Raw genomic sequence first — 15,160 nt, 5'->3', positions numbered from 1 at the left:
CCCGAAGCGGTTTTCGGGCAAGGAGAAAGAGAATGAAAAGCATCGAAGGCATCGTTCCCGTCATGCTGACCCCGTTTAACACCAGAAACGAAATAGACTACCCCGGTCTGGCAACGCTTATCGACTGGTATCTGGATAAAGGCGTGGACGCACTGTTCGCCGTCTGTCAGTCCAGCGAAATGCTGTTTCTCAGCCTGGAGGAGCGCGTGAATCTGGCGCGTTTTGTGGTAGAACAGGTTGCAGGGCGCATACCGGTTATCGCATCCGGTCACATCAGCGACGACATCAATGATCAGATAGCCGAATTGCAGGCGATGGCGGACACCGGCATCGACGCACTGGTGTTGGTCACCAACCATCTGGACCCGAAAAACCAGGGCTCAGAGACGTTCTTTGAGACGCTGGAGACCTTGCTGGCATCCCTGCCTGCGACGTTGCCGCTCGGCCTGTACGAGTGCCCGGCACCGTATCGCCGCCTGTTAACCGATGACGAGTTGATGCACTGCGCCAACAGCGGCCGTTTTGTGGTACTCAAAGACGTGAGCTGCGACCTGCCAACGGTAGAACGCCGAGTGAAACTCACGGCTGGCACACCGCTGAACATCATCAACGCCAACGCCGCCATCGCGTTTCCGGCAATGCGCGCCGGTTCCAAGGGCTTTAGCGGTGTGTTCACCAATTTCCACCCAGAGCTCTATCAGTGGCTTTATTCCCAAAGCCAGCAGCAACCAGAACTGGCGCAGGAACTGGCGACCTTCCTGTCACTGGCGGCAGTGACCGAAACGTTGGGCTACCCCAAAAACGCCAAGATTTACCACCAGCGCCTGGGGACTTTCGAGCACGATAACTGCCGGGTCACCAGCGATAATGTGCTGGAAAAATTCTGGGCCTTGTCGGTGATCCTCGATCAGATCCGTCAGGGAACAGAGCATTACCAACAAAAAATCCAATAACGATAACGTCACTTTTTTTTACCGGCGTATTGTCCGGCAGGTGGAAATATCCCCCTGCCGGTTTAATGACACAACCTTGTCGCTCACCAGGAATAACCCACTATGATTATTTGCGATCAACAAGACTGGGCTCTGGAAAAATACGCGTTACATCCGATTATTCACCAGGCCATCGATTATATCTCTACCACCGATTTCGCCGTTATGGCGACCGGTAAATATGACATTATCCCCGGAAAGATGTTCTGTCTATTACAGGAGTTCACCACCGAACCAGCCGCGGACAGGCTGGCAGAATCGCATTTCCAGTATGTCGATATTCAATATTTATTACAGGGAGAAGAAACTATCGGCGTTGCGCGAGGTAGCCGTCGTAATAGCGTGATTGAAAATAAACGCGAGCAGCACGATATTGTTTTTTATCGTGATACTCAAAACGAAAGTTTTATTTCACTAACACCCGGCATGTTTGCCATTTTCTTTCCAGAAGATCTACATCGGCCATGTTGCCAAAGCAATGGCCCCTCTTTTATTCGAAAAGCAGTTATTAAAATTCACATCAGTTTATTTACGGATTGCTGATTATTATGAAAAATACCACTTCTGCCTTACAAGACAATAGGGTTATCCCTACCTCGCCGATTACCCGCTTACGCTGGGGGATCATTTTCATTCTGTTGATGGCAGCGGTTATCAATTACCTCGACCGCGCCAACTTAAGTATTGCCAATACCACCATCGCCAAAGAATTCGGTTTTAGCGCCACCCAGATGGGGATGCTGCTGTCTGCCTTCCTGTGGCCTTACGCACTGGCTAACCTGCCGGCCGGCTGGCTGGTGGATAAACTGGGGCCGAAAAAGATGTTCTCCGGCGCGGTAGGGTTATGGTCAACCTTTACCGTGCTGGCCGGGTTCATCAACGGCTATTCCATGTTTTATGGACTGCGCATGTTGCTGGGGATAGCCGAGTCGCCCTTTTTTACCTCAGGCATTAAAATCACCCATCGCTGGTTTTCCGCCCGCGAACGCGGCCTGCCGACCGCCATCATCAATACCGGCTCGCAAATTGCCAACGCCGTTGCACCACCGATCTTGACTGTACTGCTGCTGACACTGGGCTGGCGCGGCATGTTTATCGCCATTGGTCTGGCTGGCATTCCGTTACTGTTGGTCTGGCTTAAGTTTTATCGCGAACCGACCGCGGCCGAAGAGCGCGACATCCACGCCGACACCGCAGCGACAGCCGCATCCAGCCATGAAGCAGCAAAAAACCAGCAAGGCTGGGGTGCCCTGTTCCGCCATAAAACCACCTGGTTCATGATTCTGGGTAATTTCTCCATCATGTTCACCATTTGGGTTTACCTGACCTGGCTACCGGGTTATCTGGAAAAATCCCTTGGCTTTACACTGAAACAAACCGGTTGGATCGCCTCGATTCCGTTCCTCGCCGGTATTCTCGGTGTGCTGTGCGGTGGGGCTATCTCTGATCGTCTGATTCGTCGCGGCGTCAACACCATTACCGCCCGTAAAATTCCGATCGTCATGGGGGCGGCACTGGCGGCCTGCTTTGTTGCACCGATCCCGTTTGTCAGCAACACCTCGCTGTCTATCCTGCTGCTGTCATTGGGGTATTTCTGCTCGCAGTTGCCTTCCGGCGTTATCTGGACACTGGCGACCGACATCGCGCCTAAAGAGCAGGTGGCATCACTCGGGGCAATTCAGAACTTCGGCGGTTTTCTCGGTGCGGCCAGTGCTCCCATCATCACCGGCGTGATTTTGGATGCCACAGGGGTGTTCACCAATGTTTTCTTCCTGGGTGCAGGCTTGCTGATGCTGGGTGCGTTGAGCTACGGCTTGTTCGTGAAGAAACCAATAACAGTGTGAAATTTTAAGGTTTTATAGACAGATAGGTTTATAAACACACGGTTTTATAAACAGATGACAACAACCGGTATGGCGCATCAGGCACCATACCGGTTCACAGCATTACCCTGCCGCGACATCCTGCGGGAAGCGTTTTTGCCAGGCATCGAAACCACCATCCACGCTGTATACCGCCTCAAAACCCAGGCTTATCAGGTAATTCGCCGCATTACGGCTACTGATGCCGTGATAACACATCACCATCACCGGCTGTTCAAAATCCGCACCGCGCACAAAATCTGACAAGGTTTCATTGGTCAGGTGGGTTGACCCCGGTACATGCGCTGCACCGAAACTCTGCGGGTCACGAATATCAACCAACGACTGGCCTTGCTGCCAGCGCTGATACGCCTGCTCAATATCGATTGCCTCAAACTGCTCCATTGCCTGCCTCATCGTTCGTGGTGAAAACTCGTGGTTAAAAAAGGGTTATCAACGGCTTTGCCTGACATTGTCGGCATTGTAACCCACCCACCGCACGGATAGACCGGACAAAACACAGGGATATCGCGCGCTCACGCAGGTATCGTGACGGCATAAGCCGACGCAGAAGGACTATTCTCAATGAAATCAGGCGCGAAACTGTTAGCTGTATCACGCGCAAATGTTTTTAATTGGTTAACGCTTGGCTAACATGTTTGTTTTCGATTAATATCGTGAGCGAAAACGAACATTTTAACTTTCAACGGCCGACCATGGCGGCGTTTGACGTAGCGGAGGAGAAAACGTGGAAACCCAAGATCTGATCGTGATCGGCGGAGGCATTAACGGCACGGGCATCGCAGCTGATGCCGCCGGGCGCGGGCTGTCCGTCCTGCTGCTGGAAGCGCAGGATCTGGCCTGTGCGACTTCTTCCGCCAGTTCCAAGCTGATTCACGGCGGCCTGCGCTATCTGGAGCACTATGAGTTCCGGCTGGTGGGGGAAGCGCTGTCTGAACGCGAAGTGTTGCTGAAAATGGCACCACACATCATTTTCCCGATGCGTTTTCGCCTGCCGCACCAGCCGCATTTGCGCCCAGCCTGGATGATCCGCGCCGGTCTGTTCATGTATGACCATCTGGGCAAACGTGTCAGCCTGCCGTCCAGCCACGGGCTGCGATTCGGCCGTGAATCGGTGTTAAAACCCGAGCTAACGCGCGGTTTCGAATATTCCGATTGCTGGGTGGACGATGCCCGTCTGGTGGTGCTGAACGCGCAGGAAGTGGTGCGCCGTGGCGGTGAGGTGAAAACCCGCATGAAGGTCACCCGCGCGCATCGCGAAAACGGCCTGTGGATCGTCGAAGCCGAAGATACTCTCAGTGGTGAAACCCACCGCTGGCAGGCGAAAGGCCTGGTTAACGCAACCGGTCCGTGGGTACGCCAGTTCTTCGATGACGGTCTGGCGCTGCCATCACCATATGGCATTCGTCTGATTAAAGGCAGTCATATCGTTGTGCCGCGCGTCCATCAGGAAGAGCAGGCCTACATTCTGCAAAATAAAGACAACCGCATTGTGTTTGTGATTCCGTGGCAGGATGAATTCTCCATCATCGGTACTACCGATGTGGAATACCACGGCGATCCGCATCAGGTGAAGATCGACGACAACGAAATTCGTTACCTGCTGGATGTGTATAACGACCATTTCAAAAAGCAGCTGACACGTGACGATATCGTCTGGACGTATTCGGGTGTACGCCCGTTGTGCGACGACGAATCCGATTCGCCGCAGGCTATCACCCGCGACTACACCTTGTCGGTTGCCGATGAAAACGGTAAGGCACCGCTGCTGTCCGTATTTGGCGGCAAGCTGACCACCTACCGTAAGTTAGCGGAACACGCACTGGAAAAACTGGTGAAATACTACCCGCAAGCCGGACAAGCGTGGACTCGTAACGCCATTCTGCCCGGTGGTGATATCAGCGGCAGCCGCGAAGATTACGCCGCGACATTGCGCCGCCGTTACAATCTGCCGGAAGCGTTGGCACGTCGTTACAGCCGCACTTACGGTAGCCAGAGCGAGAAAATCCTCGGCAACGCCCAATCCTTAAGCGACCTGGGCGAACATTTTGGCCATAACCTGTACGAAGCCGAGTTACGTTATCTGGTGGAACATGAGTGGGTTGTCACGCTGGAAGACGCTATCTGGCGTCGTACCAAGCTCGGCATGTGGCTGGACGACGCACAACGCCAGCGCGTCGCCGACTGGCTGGTCAGCTACCGCAGCCAGTTAGCCAAAGCGGGTTAATACTAAAGAAAAACGGCTTCCTCATGGAAGTCGTAGCTGTGGTCCCACTCAATCCAAACGAAGGGGATTCGGCGTCAAAAACCGTGCTGAGGCAGGCGACTTCGCCGGGTGAGCGGCATGGATGCTGCGAAAGCCTGTGCCGCGCCGGGAGCGCGTCACAGGCGGCCCGAACAGCGAAGGCGAATGCCGAAGGAACCGCGTTAGCGGCACGGTTTAGCACTCAGCCAGAGGTCAAGGAGAGGCGGCGTTTGAGCCTCTCCTTGTCGTGCATGCGATGATGCCGCAAAGGGATAACGGATGTCATCAAGCACGAAACCTCATGCTACTCCAACATAAATCGCCAATAACAAAACGACAGCGCTGTTTGTCTACAACCGTATTGGCTTGATGTGCCAAATCTCGTCGGCGTACTCCTGAATCGTACGATCGGAAGAGAAATAGCCCATATTGGCGATGTTGTGCAATGTGCGACGCGTCCATTCATCTTCATCGCAATATATCTCGTCCACTTTATCCTGGCTGTCCACATAACTGCGGTAATCCGCCAGCAACTGATAGTGATCGCCGAAATTGACCAGCGAGTCGAACAGGTCAGCATAACGGCGCGGCTCGTCTGGACTGAATACCCCCGTCGCTATCTGCGTCAGGACCCGGTGCAACTCCTCATCCTGATTGTAGAACTCGCGTGGGTTGTAACCGTTGCGACGTAATTCCTCTACCTGCTCCGTCGTATTACCGAAGATAAAGATATTCTCTTCCCCAACCCGCTCACGCATTTCGACGTTGGCACCATCCAGCGTACCGATGGTCAGTGCACCGTTGAGCGCAAACTTCATGTTACTGGTGCCAGAGGCCTCGGTACCGGCCAGCGAAATCTGCTCCGACAGGTCTGCCGCCGGAATAATGATTTGCGCCAGGCTAACGCCGTAATTAGGGATGAACACAATCTTCAGTTTGTCTTTTACCGCCGGATCGTTGTTGACCACGCTGGCCACATCATTGATCAAATGAATAATGTGTTTAGCCATGTAGTACGCGGAGGCGGCCTTACCGGCGAAAATGGCGACGCGCGGTACGCGGTCCAAATCCGGGTCATCCTTGATGCGGTTATAGAGCGTTATCAGGTGCAACACGTTGAGTAGCTGGCGTTTATACTCATGAATGCGCTTGATCTGCACATCAAACAGCGCGTTAGGGTCAACCACAATATCCAGATGCTGGGCAATGTAGACCGCCAGCCGTAATTTATTTTCCTGCTTGGCTTTACGCACTTTCTGCAGGAAAGCCGGGTAATCGATGTGCGGTTTCAGGTCGGCCAGTTGGCTCAAATCGGTACGCCAGGTCTTACCGATGGTTTCATCCAGCACTTTCGACAGTGGGCGGTTTGCCAGCGCCAGCCAGCGCCGTGGCGTCACGCCGTTGGTTTTGTTGCAAAAGCGCTCCGGATAAACCCGGGCGAAATCAGCGAACAGCGATTGCACCATCAGGTCGGTGTGCAACTGGGACACCCCGTTCACCTTGTGGCTACAGATCACCGCCAGCCATGCCATGCGCACCTTACGCCCGTGCTCTTCATCAATGATCGATACCCGCTTGAGCAGGTCGACATCATTGGGGAAACGCTCTTGCACCTCGTCCAGGAAACGGTCATTGATTTCGAAAATCAGTTGCAGATGGCGCGGCAGGATTTTGCCCATCATGTCGACCGGCCAGGTTTCCAGCGCTTCCCCCATCAGAGTGTGGTTGGTGTAGGAGAACACCTTGGTGACCACATCCCAGGCGACATCCCACTTGAACTTGTGCTCATCGATCAACAGCCGCATTAACTCAGGGATCGCCAATACCGGATGGGTATCGTTAAGGTGGATGGCAAATTTCTCCGCCAGATTGGCGTAGGTTTTATGCATCGTCCAGTGACGGCTGAGGATGTCCTGTACCGTGGCAGACACCAAAAAGTATTCCTGCCGTAAACGCAGTTCGCGGCCGGAATAGGTGGAGTCATCAGGGTAGAGCACACGTGACACGTTTTCGGAGTGGTTTTTATCTTCTACCGCCGCGAAATAGTCGCCCTGATTAAATTTACCGAGATTGATTTCGTTACTGGCCTGCGCCGCCCACAGCCGCAAGGTGTTGGTGGCGTCGGTATCAAAGCCGGGGATTATCTGGTCATAGGCGCAGGCGATGATTTCTTCCGTTTCCAGCCAGCGGGTTTTGCTCCCTTCCTGCTGGATACGGCCGCCAAACCGCACCTTATAGCGGGTGCTGTGACGCACAAATTCCCACGGGTTACCGTATTCCAGCCAGTAATCCGGCGACTCCGCCTGCTTTCCATCGACGATATTTTGCCGGAACATACCGTATTCATAACGAATACCATAACCCCGTCCCGGCAGCGCCATGGTGGCGAGCGAGTCGAGGAAACAGGCGGCCAGACGACCAAGCCCGCCGTTGCCCAATGCCGGGTCGTCTTCTTCTTCCAGCAGTTCGTTCAGGTCAAGCCCCATCGCTTCCAGCGCATCACGCAGGTCATCAAACATACCCATCGCCAGCAACGCGTTGGACAGTGTGCGCCCCAGCAGGAATTCCATCGACAGGTAATAAACCTGTCGGACATCCTGTGATAACTGTGCACGATTAGAACGCAGCCAGCGCTCGACCATACGGTCCCGCACCGCCAGTACCGCGGCATTCAGCCAGTCATGTTTGCTGGCGATGCTGGGATCCTTGCCGACGGTAAACATCAGCTTATAAGCGATGGAGTGTTTCAACGCGTCTACGCTGAGCGTAGGTGAGTTGTAGATAAATGGAGAGTTCATAATGTCATTCCCACTGATGCGTACTACCAAAGACGTTGATAAAGCGCACGATAGGCCTGGGCAGCGACCTGCCAACTAAAATCCATTGCCATTGCCTGACGTTGTACATAACGCCAAAGCGAAGGGCGCGACCACAACACAAAGACCCGACGAATCGCCCGCGACAGCGACGCGGTATTACAATCGCTGAACACAAAACCGCTCGCCAGGCCATCAGCCAGATTTTCCAGCGAGCAATCTGCCACGGTATCCGCCAGTCCACCGGTGCGTCTGACCAGCGGTAACGTGCCGTATTTCAGGCCGTACAACTGGGTCAACCCGCAGGGTTCGAACCGACTAGGAACCATAATCACATCCGCCCCGCCAATGATGCGGTGCGAAAACGCTTCGTGATAACCAATCTGTACGCCGACGCGGCCGTGATACTCCGCCGCCGCCGCCAGAAAACCTTCCTGCAAGGTGGCATCGCCTGCTCCCAACACCACCAGTTGTCCACCTTGTTCCAGCAAATCCGGCACGGCCTGCAAGGCGATATCCAGCCCTTTTTGGCTGGTCAGGCGACTGACGATGGCGAACACCGGCACACGGTCATCCACCTTAAGTCCCATCGCCGTTTGCAAATGCCGCTTGTTTTCCGCTTTGCGCGCCAGCTCATCACGGCTATAGGTAGCGGTCAGCAAGGCATCGTGTGACGGGTTCCAGATCTCATCATCCACCCCGTTGAGGATGCCAGACAAACGCCCCTGCTCTTCACGCGACTTGAGCAGCCCCTCCAGCCCATACCCATACTCAGCCTGAGTAATCTCATGGGCATAGGTCGGGCTGACGGTGGTGACATGATCCGCATAATACAGCCCGGCCTTGAGGTACGAGATTTGGCCGTAAAACTCCAGCCCGTACATGTGGAAGTACTCCGGCGGCAAGCGCAACTCCGACATGTGACGGGCATCAAATAATCCCTGATAAGCCAGATTATGGACGGTAAATACCGATTTTGCCGGTCGACCTTTCGCCGCCAGATACGCACAGGCAAGACCGGCATGCCAGTCATGGGCATGAACGATGTCTGGCCGCCAGAACGGATCCACGCCGTTGGCCATTTCCGCCCCCATCCAGCCCAGCAAACCAAAGCGCAATACGTTATCCGTATAGGCGAATAACGACGTATCGTGATACGGGCTGCCCGCCCGCTCATACAGGTGCGGGACATCGATCAGATAGATGCCCACCCCGTTGTAATGGCCATAACGCAGCGTGACATGACCGCCAAACGTATCCAGCTCCCTCACGACCTGCGCGTCCGGGATACCTTTTTTCAGGTCGGGAAATGCCGGCAACAGCACTCGTACATCCATCCCCGCCGCTATCTGCGCACCGGGCAACGCGCCCACCACATCCGCCAGTCCCCCGGTTTTCAGCAAAGGGAATAGCTCTGAACACACGTGTAATACCCGCATCTTGTCTCCCATTCCACCACCCACGCCCCACACGTGGGCAGCATCAATCCGCCGACCCATTACGGCCGGGTACACAATCAGGTCAGGACGTGAGCTTCGCCAACATGGCCCGCGTCACCAGCACAATGCCCTCTTCGGAACGATAAAAACGACGGCTGTCATCCTCAGCGTTCTCGCCAATCACCATGCCTTCTGGAATGTCGCAGGCGCGATCGACGATGCAACGATGCAAGCGGCATGAGCGTCCGACGTTGACATCCGGCAACAACACCGATGAATCGATGCTGCAAAAGGAGTTGATACGTACCCGAGGGAACAGCACCGAATGCGTGACCACTGAGCCGGACACAATACATCCGCCGGATACCAGCGAATTCATGGTTAGGCCATGACTGCCGGAGCGGTCCTGGACGAACTTGGCAGGTGGTAACGCCGCCATCGCCGAGCGAATCGGCCAGTTATGGTCGTACATGTCCAGTTCCGGCATCACCGAGGCCAGGTCGAGGTTGGCGCGCCAGTAGGCTTCCAGCGTGCCCACATCGCGCCAGTACGGCGGCGCGTTGTCCGAAGACGTCACGCAGGAGAGAGTGAAGGGATGCGCCCAGGCATTCCCTTCCGCCACGATTTTTGGGATCAAGTCCTTGCCGAAATCATGGCTGGAATCCGAGGTGCACACATCCTCCTCCAACCGCCGGTACAGGTATTTGGCGTTGAAGACGTAGATCCCCATACTGGCCAGCGCCATATCGGGGTTATCCGGCATCGGTGCCGGGTTAGCGGGCTTCTCGTCGAAACTGATAATGCGGTTGTCTTTATCCACGCTCATCACGCCAAAGGCGTGTGCTTCTTTGATAGGCACCGGAATACACGCGACCGAACACTCCGCGCCATTCTCCACGTGGTCCAGCAGCATGCGGGAATAGTCCATTTTATAGATATGGTCACCGGCCAGAATCACGACGTATTCCGCCCCGTAGCGCCGGATGATATCCAGGTTGTGGCATACGGCATCGGCAGTACCGCGATACCAGTGATCGTTTTCATCATGCCGTTGCTGGGCTGGCAGCAAATCGACAAATTCATTCATCTCAATATTCAGGAATGACCAGCCGCGCTGGATATGCTGCACCAGTGTGTGCGACTGATACTGGGTAATCACGCCAATACGACGGATGCCGGAATTCAGGCAATTAGACAGAGCAAAATCGATAATTCGGTATTTACCGCCAAAGTGCACCGCGGGTTTGGCACGGTACGCCGTTAAGTCTTTCAGCCGGGTTCCACGCCCGCCCGCCAAAATCAGTGCGACAGATTTCAAGGGCAATTGTCTGGCCAGCATCAGGGGATCATGTTTGTCAGTACTCACCATGTCAGACTCCTTTTTTATTGTTTTACCAGTACGCACACCGCATTCGCCTGCCCATGCCAAACCCGTCCGTTGAGCGGATGGTCAGCCGCGCTAAAGGGGGGCGAAACCCGCCACTCCCCTGCGGGAAGCGAAAACTCACTCGTCTGCGTCGTGGCGTTGAGCAATAGCAACCAGCGTTCGGAAAGCTGGATTTGTAACTGATGTGCCCCCTGCTCCCATTCATATGGCGTCAGCGGCTCTCCTTGCGCATTCAGCCACCGAACATCGTTTCCGTCGTCACGCCACCACGCGGCTTTGCGTAACGCGGGAATAGCACGGCGCAGACGGATCAGGCCTGCGGTAAACGCGAGCAAATCGGTATCCATCTCATCCCAGTGCAACCAGGCCAGCGCGTTATCCTGGCAATACGCGTTATTGTTACCCTGCTGGCTGTTACCAAATTCATCGCCAGCCAGCAGCATCGGCGTGCCCTGCGACAACAGCAGTGTCGTCAGCAACGCCTGTTGGCTGGCGCGTCGCCGCGCCTGTGTGGCCTCATCCGCCTCCAGCCCTTCCGTCCCGTGGTTGAAGCTGAAATTGCTGTTGGTGCCATCACGGTTTTGTTCCCCGTTGGCCTGGTTATGCTTGTGGTTAAAACACACCAAATCCCGCAGGGTAAAACCGTCATGGGAGGTCAACATGTTGACCGACGCCCAGGGCAAACGACCGTTACGCTCAAACACCTCGCTGGAGGCGGCGAAACGGCGGGCAAATACCCCAACGGGCAGATCGCGGAGTAACCAGAAACGGCGTATGTCGTCGCGGAAACGGTCGTTCCACTCGACAAACGGTGCCGGAAACTGGCCCAGTTGGTAGCCGCCAGGGCCAATATCCCACGGCTCAGCGATCAACTTGCAGTCGCGCAACGTGCGGTGGTTACGCAGCGCGGTAAAGAACGGAGCTGAAGAGGAAAAGTCTGGCGTGCGCCCCAAAATTGTCGCCAGATCAAAACGGAAGCCATCCACATGGCAGGTTTCATGCCAGAACTTCAGGCACTCAATCACCCACTGCAACACCGCCGGGTTATCCAGCCGCAACACGTTGCCGCATCCCGCCCAGTTGTAATAATCGCCCTCCCCGGTCAGCCAGTAGTAACTGGTGTTATCGATGCCGCGCAGCGACAGCGTAGGGCCGTCTACATCCAGCTCTGCGCTGTGATTGAACACCACATCCAAAATCACCTCGATGCCCGCTTTATGCAGCGCCCGCACCGCGTCACGGAACTCATTGAGCGGGTCATCCCCCGCCGCCAGGCTGCTGTCCACCGCGAACGGCAGCAGCGTGTTGTACCCCCAGTAATTGCGCAATCCCATCGACTGCAAACGGGGCTCGTCGGCATGCTGCTGGACAGGCATCAACTCCAGTGTGGTCACACCCAATTGCGTCAGGTACTCCAGCATCACAGGATGCGCCAGCGCAGCGTAGGTACCGCGTATCGATGCCGGAATGCGCGGGTGGCGTCGGGTCAAGCCGCGTACATGCGCTTCGTACAACACGGTGTGATGCCAGGGCGTGCGCGGAAAGGCATCACCCTGCCAGTCGTAGCGTTCATCCACCACCACGCTGCGTGGCATCACTTCCGCGCTGTCCTCGGCATCGGGGTAGTCGTAACCGCCGTGCAACCGCTCGTCATCCACCACCCAGCCATCCATCTGGCGAGCGCAGGGGTCAAGCAACAGTTTCCTGGCATTGAAACGCAGGCCACGTTTCGGGTCGAACACACCATCGACGCGGTAGCCGTAACACAAGCCCGGCTGGGCATCCGGCAAATAGCCATGCCAGATATCACCGGTACGGGCCTTCAGCGGCAGGCGTTGTTCCCGCAGGCCGTCAAAAATACACAATTCCACCTTCGAGGCTCCGCAAGAGAACAACGCAAAGTTCACCCCTTCGCCATCGAAGTAAGAGCCTAACGGTCGGGGACGACCCGCCAGCAGTTCAACCATTACGCCTCCCTCACCAAATACAGGGTGGAGAGCGGTGGCAGTGTTAATACCAGCGATTGTGGCCGGGAATGGCTGCCGACCGCTTCGCTGCGTACCAGTCCCTGATTGCCACTATTGCTGCCGTGATAATGCATGGAGTCGGTATTCAGCACTTCGCGCCAGTACCCCGGCTGATTGATACCGACGCGATATCCTTCCCTGGGCACTGGCGTAAAGTTGCTGATAACCAGCATTTCATTGCCGTCGGCATCGCGTCGGATAAAGGCGAATACCGAGTTCTCACGATCGTCTACCACCACCCATTCGAATCCCTGATGCAGGTAGTCGCATTGATAAAGCGGCGGGTGCTGGCGATAGCAATGGTTGAGGTCGCGCACCAGTTTTTGCACGCCGAGATGCCAGCCTTCAGGCTCATCCAGTAGATGCCAGTCCAGACTGGTGTCGTGGTTCCATTCTCGTCCTTGCGCAAACTCGCAGCCCATAAACAGCAATTTCTTGCCAGGGTAGGCCCACATAAAACCGTAATAGGCGCGCAGGTTGGCAAATTTCTGCCAGGCATCACCCGGCATCCTATCCAGTAAAGAGCGCTTGCCGTGCACCACTTCATCGTGCGACAGCGGCAGGACGAAGTTCTCGCTGTAGGCATACAACATGCCGAAGGTCAGCAGGTCATGGTGGTATTTGCGATGTACCGGATCTTGTTGCATGTAGGCCAGCGAGTCATGCATCCAGCCCATGTTCCACTTATAGTGAAACCCCAAGCCGCTATGTTCCGGCGGCAATGTCACCCCAGCGTAATCGGTGGATTCTTCGGCGATGGTGACCGCACCGGCACGGTGCTGGCCCAGCATCTGGTTGGTGTAACGCAGAAAACCGATCGCCTCCAGGTTCTCTTTACCACCGTAGTGATTCGGCACCCATTCGCCGTCGCGGCGGCTGTAGTCCCGGTAAATCATCGACGCCACCGCGTCCACCCGCAGCCCGTCGACGCCAAACCGTTCAGTCCAGTACAACGCATTACCCGCCAGATAGTTACGCACTTCGTGGCGGTCAAAGTTATAAATCAGCGTGTTCCAGTCCTGGTGGAAACCCTCCTTCGGGTCGGCATATTCGTACAAGGCGGTACCGTCAAACCGCGCCAGACCGTAGCTGTCGGTCGGGAAATGGCCAGATACCCAATCCAGCAGCACATTGATGCCCGCCTCATGAAACGCATTGACCAGATAACGGAAATCCTCCGGTGAGCCGAAACGGCGGGTCGGCGCATACAGCCCCAATGGCTGATAGCCCCAACTGGCATCAAACGGATGTTCATGCACCGGCATCAGCTCAACATGGGTAAAACCCATTTCTTTCACGTAAGGCACCAGTTGGTCCGCCAGTTCGCGGTAGCTGAGCCAGAAATTGTTGTCGGTATGCCGCCGCCATGACCCCAGATGCACCTCGTAGATGGAAATCGGCGACTGCAAATCGTTGGCGGATTGCCGCGCCTCATCCACCGGCAGCGCAGGCGGCAGCCCACTCACCACCGAGGCGGTATCCGGGCGCATCTGTGAGGCAAAAGCATACGGGTCGGATTTCACCAGCACATTGCCGTAGCAATCGATAATTTCGAATTTGTACAACTGCCCGATCCCAACGCCCGGGACAAACAGCTCCCACACGCCGTTCTCACGCCGCAACCGCATCGGATGGCGACGCCCATCCCAAAAATTGAAATCTCCCACCACCGAGACCCGCTGAGCGTTCGGTGCCCAGACGGCAAAACAGGTGCCCTCAACGCCATCCAACGTGGACGGATGTGCACCCAGTGTTTCAAACGGTCGTAAATGGCGTCCCTCCGCCAGCAACCAGATATCCAACTCCTGCAATAACGGGCCAAACCGATAAGGGTCATCAATGACATAGGTATCCTGCTGCCAGGTGACCGCCAGCCGATAGCTGAATGGCTTTTTGCGACGAGGGATCACTGAAGCGAAAAAACCGCGTGCGTCCTGACACGCTAAGTGCGCCACTTTGCGTCCGTTGTGTGCATCCACCACGTGAACCTCACTGGCGTCTGGAAGCAGTGCGCGAACTTCCAGCCCTGACGATGTGACGTGCATACCCAATACTGCAAAAGGATCGGCGTAATGGCCGGAAAAAAGGAGATTAATGATGTTCCGATCGGAAAATCCTGACATGGCATCCGTCCTCTGAATTAACCATCTGAATAAAGTAAAGATGTTAAAGAGACAGGTCACTTCTTCAGCACTCTTATTGGTATGCGAATGCCCTGAGTCAATAACAGAAAAGGAACCAGCCTGACCCCCATAAAAAGAGAGCCGACCTGAAAAGGTGCAACAACACCGTAATAGTTGATGCTGCGAAGTATTCTTCAGGTAAGCCTAAGATTCAGCTTAGTCAAGAAAAGAGAAAATATTTGAGATAT

At 55.3% G+C, this 15,160-nt stretch carries 10 protein-coding genes; 4 read left to right on the top strand and 6 right to left on the bottom strand.

Annotation, left to right across the window (positions count from 1 at the left end):
- The first annotated feature begins 32 nt into the window (after positions 1–32).
- The 3 genes from LF929_RS01465 (at position 33) to LF929_RS01455 (ending at position 2,836) form a co-directional block, all read left to right on the top strand.
- Positions 33–953 (top strand): dihydrodipicolinate synthase family protein, encoded by a 921-nt coding sequence (locus LF929_RS01465; RefSeq protein ID WP_016942926.1) that lies wholly within the window; start codon positions 33–35, stop codon positions 951–953.
- Between the two features lie 102 nt (positions 954–1,055).
- Entirely contained in the window at positions 1,056–1,535 is a 480-nt protein-coding gene (locus tag LF929_RS01460; protein WP_038909208.1) for a YhcH/YjgK/YiaL family protein, read from the top strand.
- Between the two features lie 5 nt (positions 1,536–1,540).
- Positions 1,541–2,836: an MFS transporter gene (locus LF929_RS01455; RefSeq protein WP_226092810.1), complete on the top strand. Its 1,296-nt coding sequence runs from the start codon at positions 1,541–1,543 to the stop codon at positions 2,834–2,836.
- Between the two features lie 102 nt (positions 2,837–2,938).
- Here the strand turns inward: LF929_RS01455 and glpE are convergent, their stop codons facing one another.
- Positions 2,939–3,259 carry a thiosulfate sulfurtransferase GlpE gene (gene glpE, locus LF929_RS01450; protein WP_019845128.1) on the bottom strand — a complete coding sequence of 107 codons (321 nt, stop codon included), beginning with the start codon at positions 3,257–3,259 and terminating at the stop codon, positions 2,939–2,941.
- Positions 3,260–3,602: 343 nt separating this feature from the next.
- Between glpE and glpD the strand changes: the two genes are divergently transcribed.
- Positions 3,603–5,102 carry a glycerol-3-phosphate dehydrogenase gene (glpD, locus tag LF929_RS01445; protein WP_019845127.1) on the top strand — a complete coding sequence of 500 codons (1,500 nt, stop codon included), beginning with the start codon at positions 3,603–3,605 and terminating at the stop codon, positions 5,100–5,102.
- A gap of 368 nt (positions 5,103–5,470) precedes the next feature.
- On the opposite strand, the gene glgP is transcribed toward glpD, so the two are convergent.
- The 5 genes from glgP to glgB form a co-directional block, all read right to left on the bottom strand.
- On the bottom strand, positions 5,471–7,918 hold the full coding sequence (gene glgP, locus LF929_RS01440) for a glycogen phosphorylase (protein WP_210175179.1): 2,448 nt from the start codon (positions 7,916–7,918) through the stop codon (positions 5,471–5,473).
- A gap of 23 nt (positions 7,919–7,941) precedes the next feature.
- The gene (gene glgA / locus LF929_RS01435) at positions 7,942–9,375 is read right to left on the bottom strand and encodes a glycogen synthase GlgA (RefSeq protein WP_016942920.1); all 1,434 of its coding nucleotides are present in this window, start codon (positions 9,373–9,375) and stop codon (positions 7,942–7,944) included.
- Between the two features lie 82 nt (positions 9,376–9,457).
- The gene (gene glgC / locus LF929_RS01430) at positions 9,458–10,744 is read right to left on the bottom strand and encodes a glucose-1-phosphate adenylyltransferase (RefSeq protein ID WP_210177246.1); all 1,287 of its coding nucleotides are present in this window, start codon (positions 10,742–10,744) and stop codon (positions 9,458–9,460) included.
- 14 nt (positions 10,745–10,758) lie between these two features.
- A complete protein-coding gene (gene glgX / locus LF929_RS01425; RefSeq protein WP_038909213.1) occupies positions 10,759–12,729 on the bottom strand; it encodes a glycogen debranching protein GlgX in 1,971 nt (656 codons plus the stop codon).
- A complete protein-coding gene (gene glgB, locus LF929_RS01420; RefSeq protein WP_226092811.1) occupies positions 12,729–14,912 on the bottom strand; it encodes a 1,4-alpha-glucan branching protein GlgB in 2,184 nt (727 codons plus the stop codon). The genes glgX and glgB overlap by 1 nt, the downstream gene beginning before the upstream one ends.
- Between the last annotated feature and the right edge of the window lie 248 nt (positions 14,913–15,160).

Origin of the sequence: Dickeya oryzae (assembly GCF_020406815.2) — a bacterium.
Lineage (GTDB): Bacteria > Pseudomonadota > Gammaproteobacteria > Enterobacterales > Enterobacteriaceae > Dickeya > Dickeya oryzae.
The sequence above is the reverse complement of the archived record's forward strand: the minus strand, read 5'-3'. Positions and strand labels throughout refer to the sequence as shown.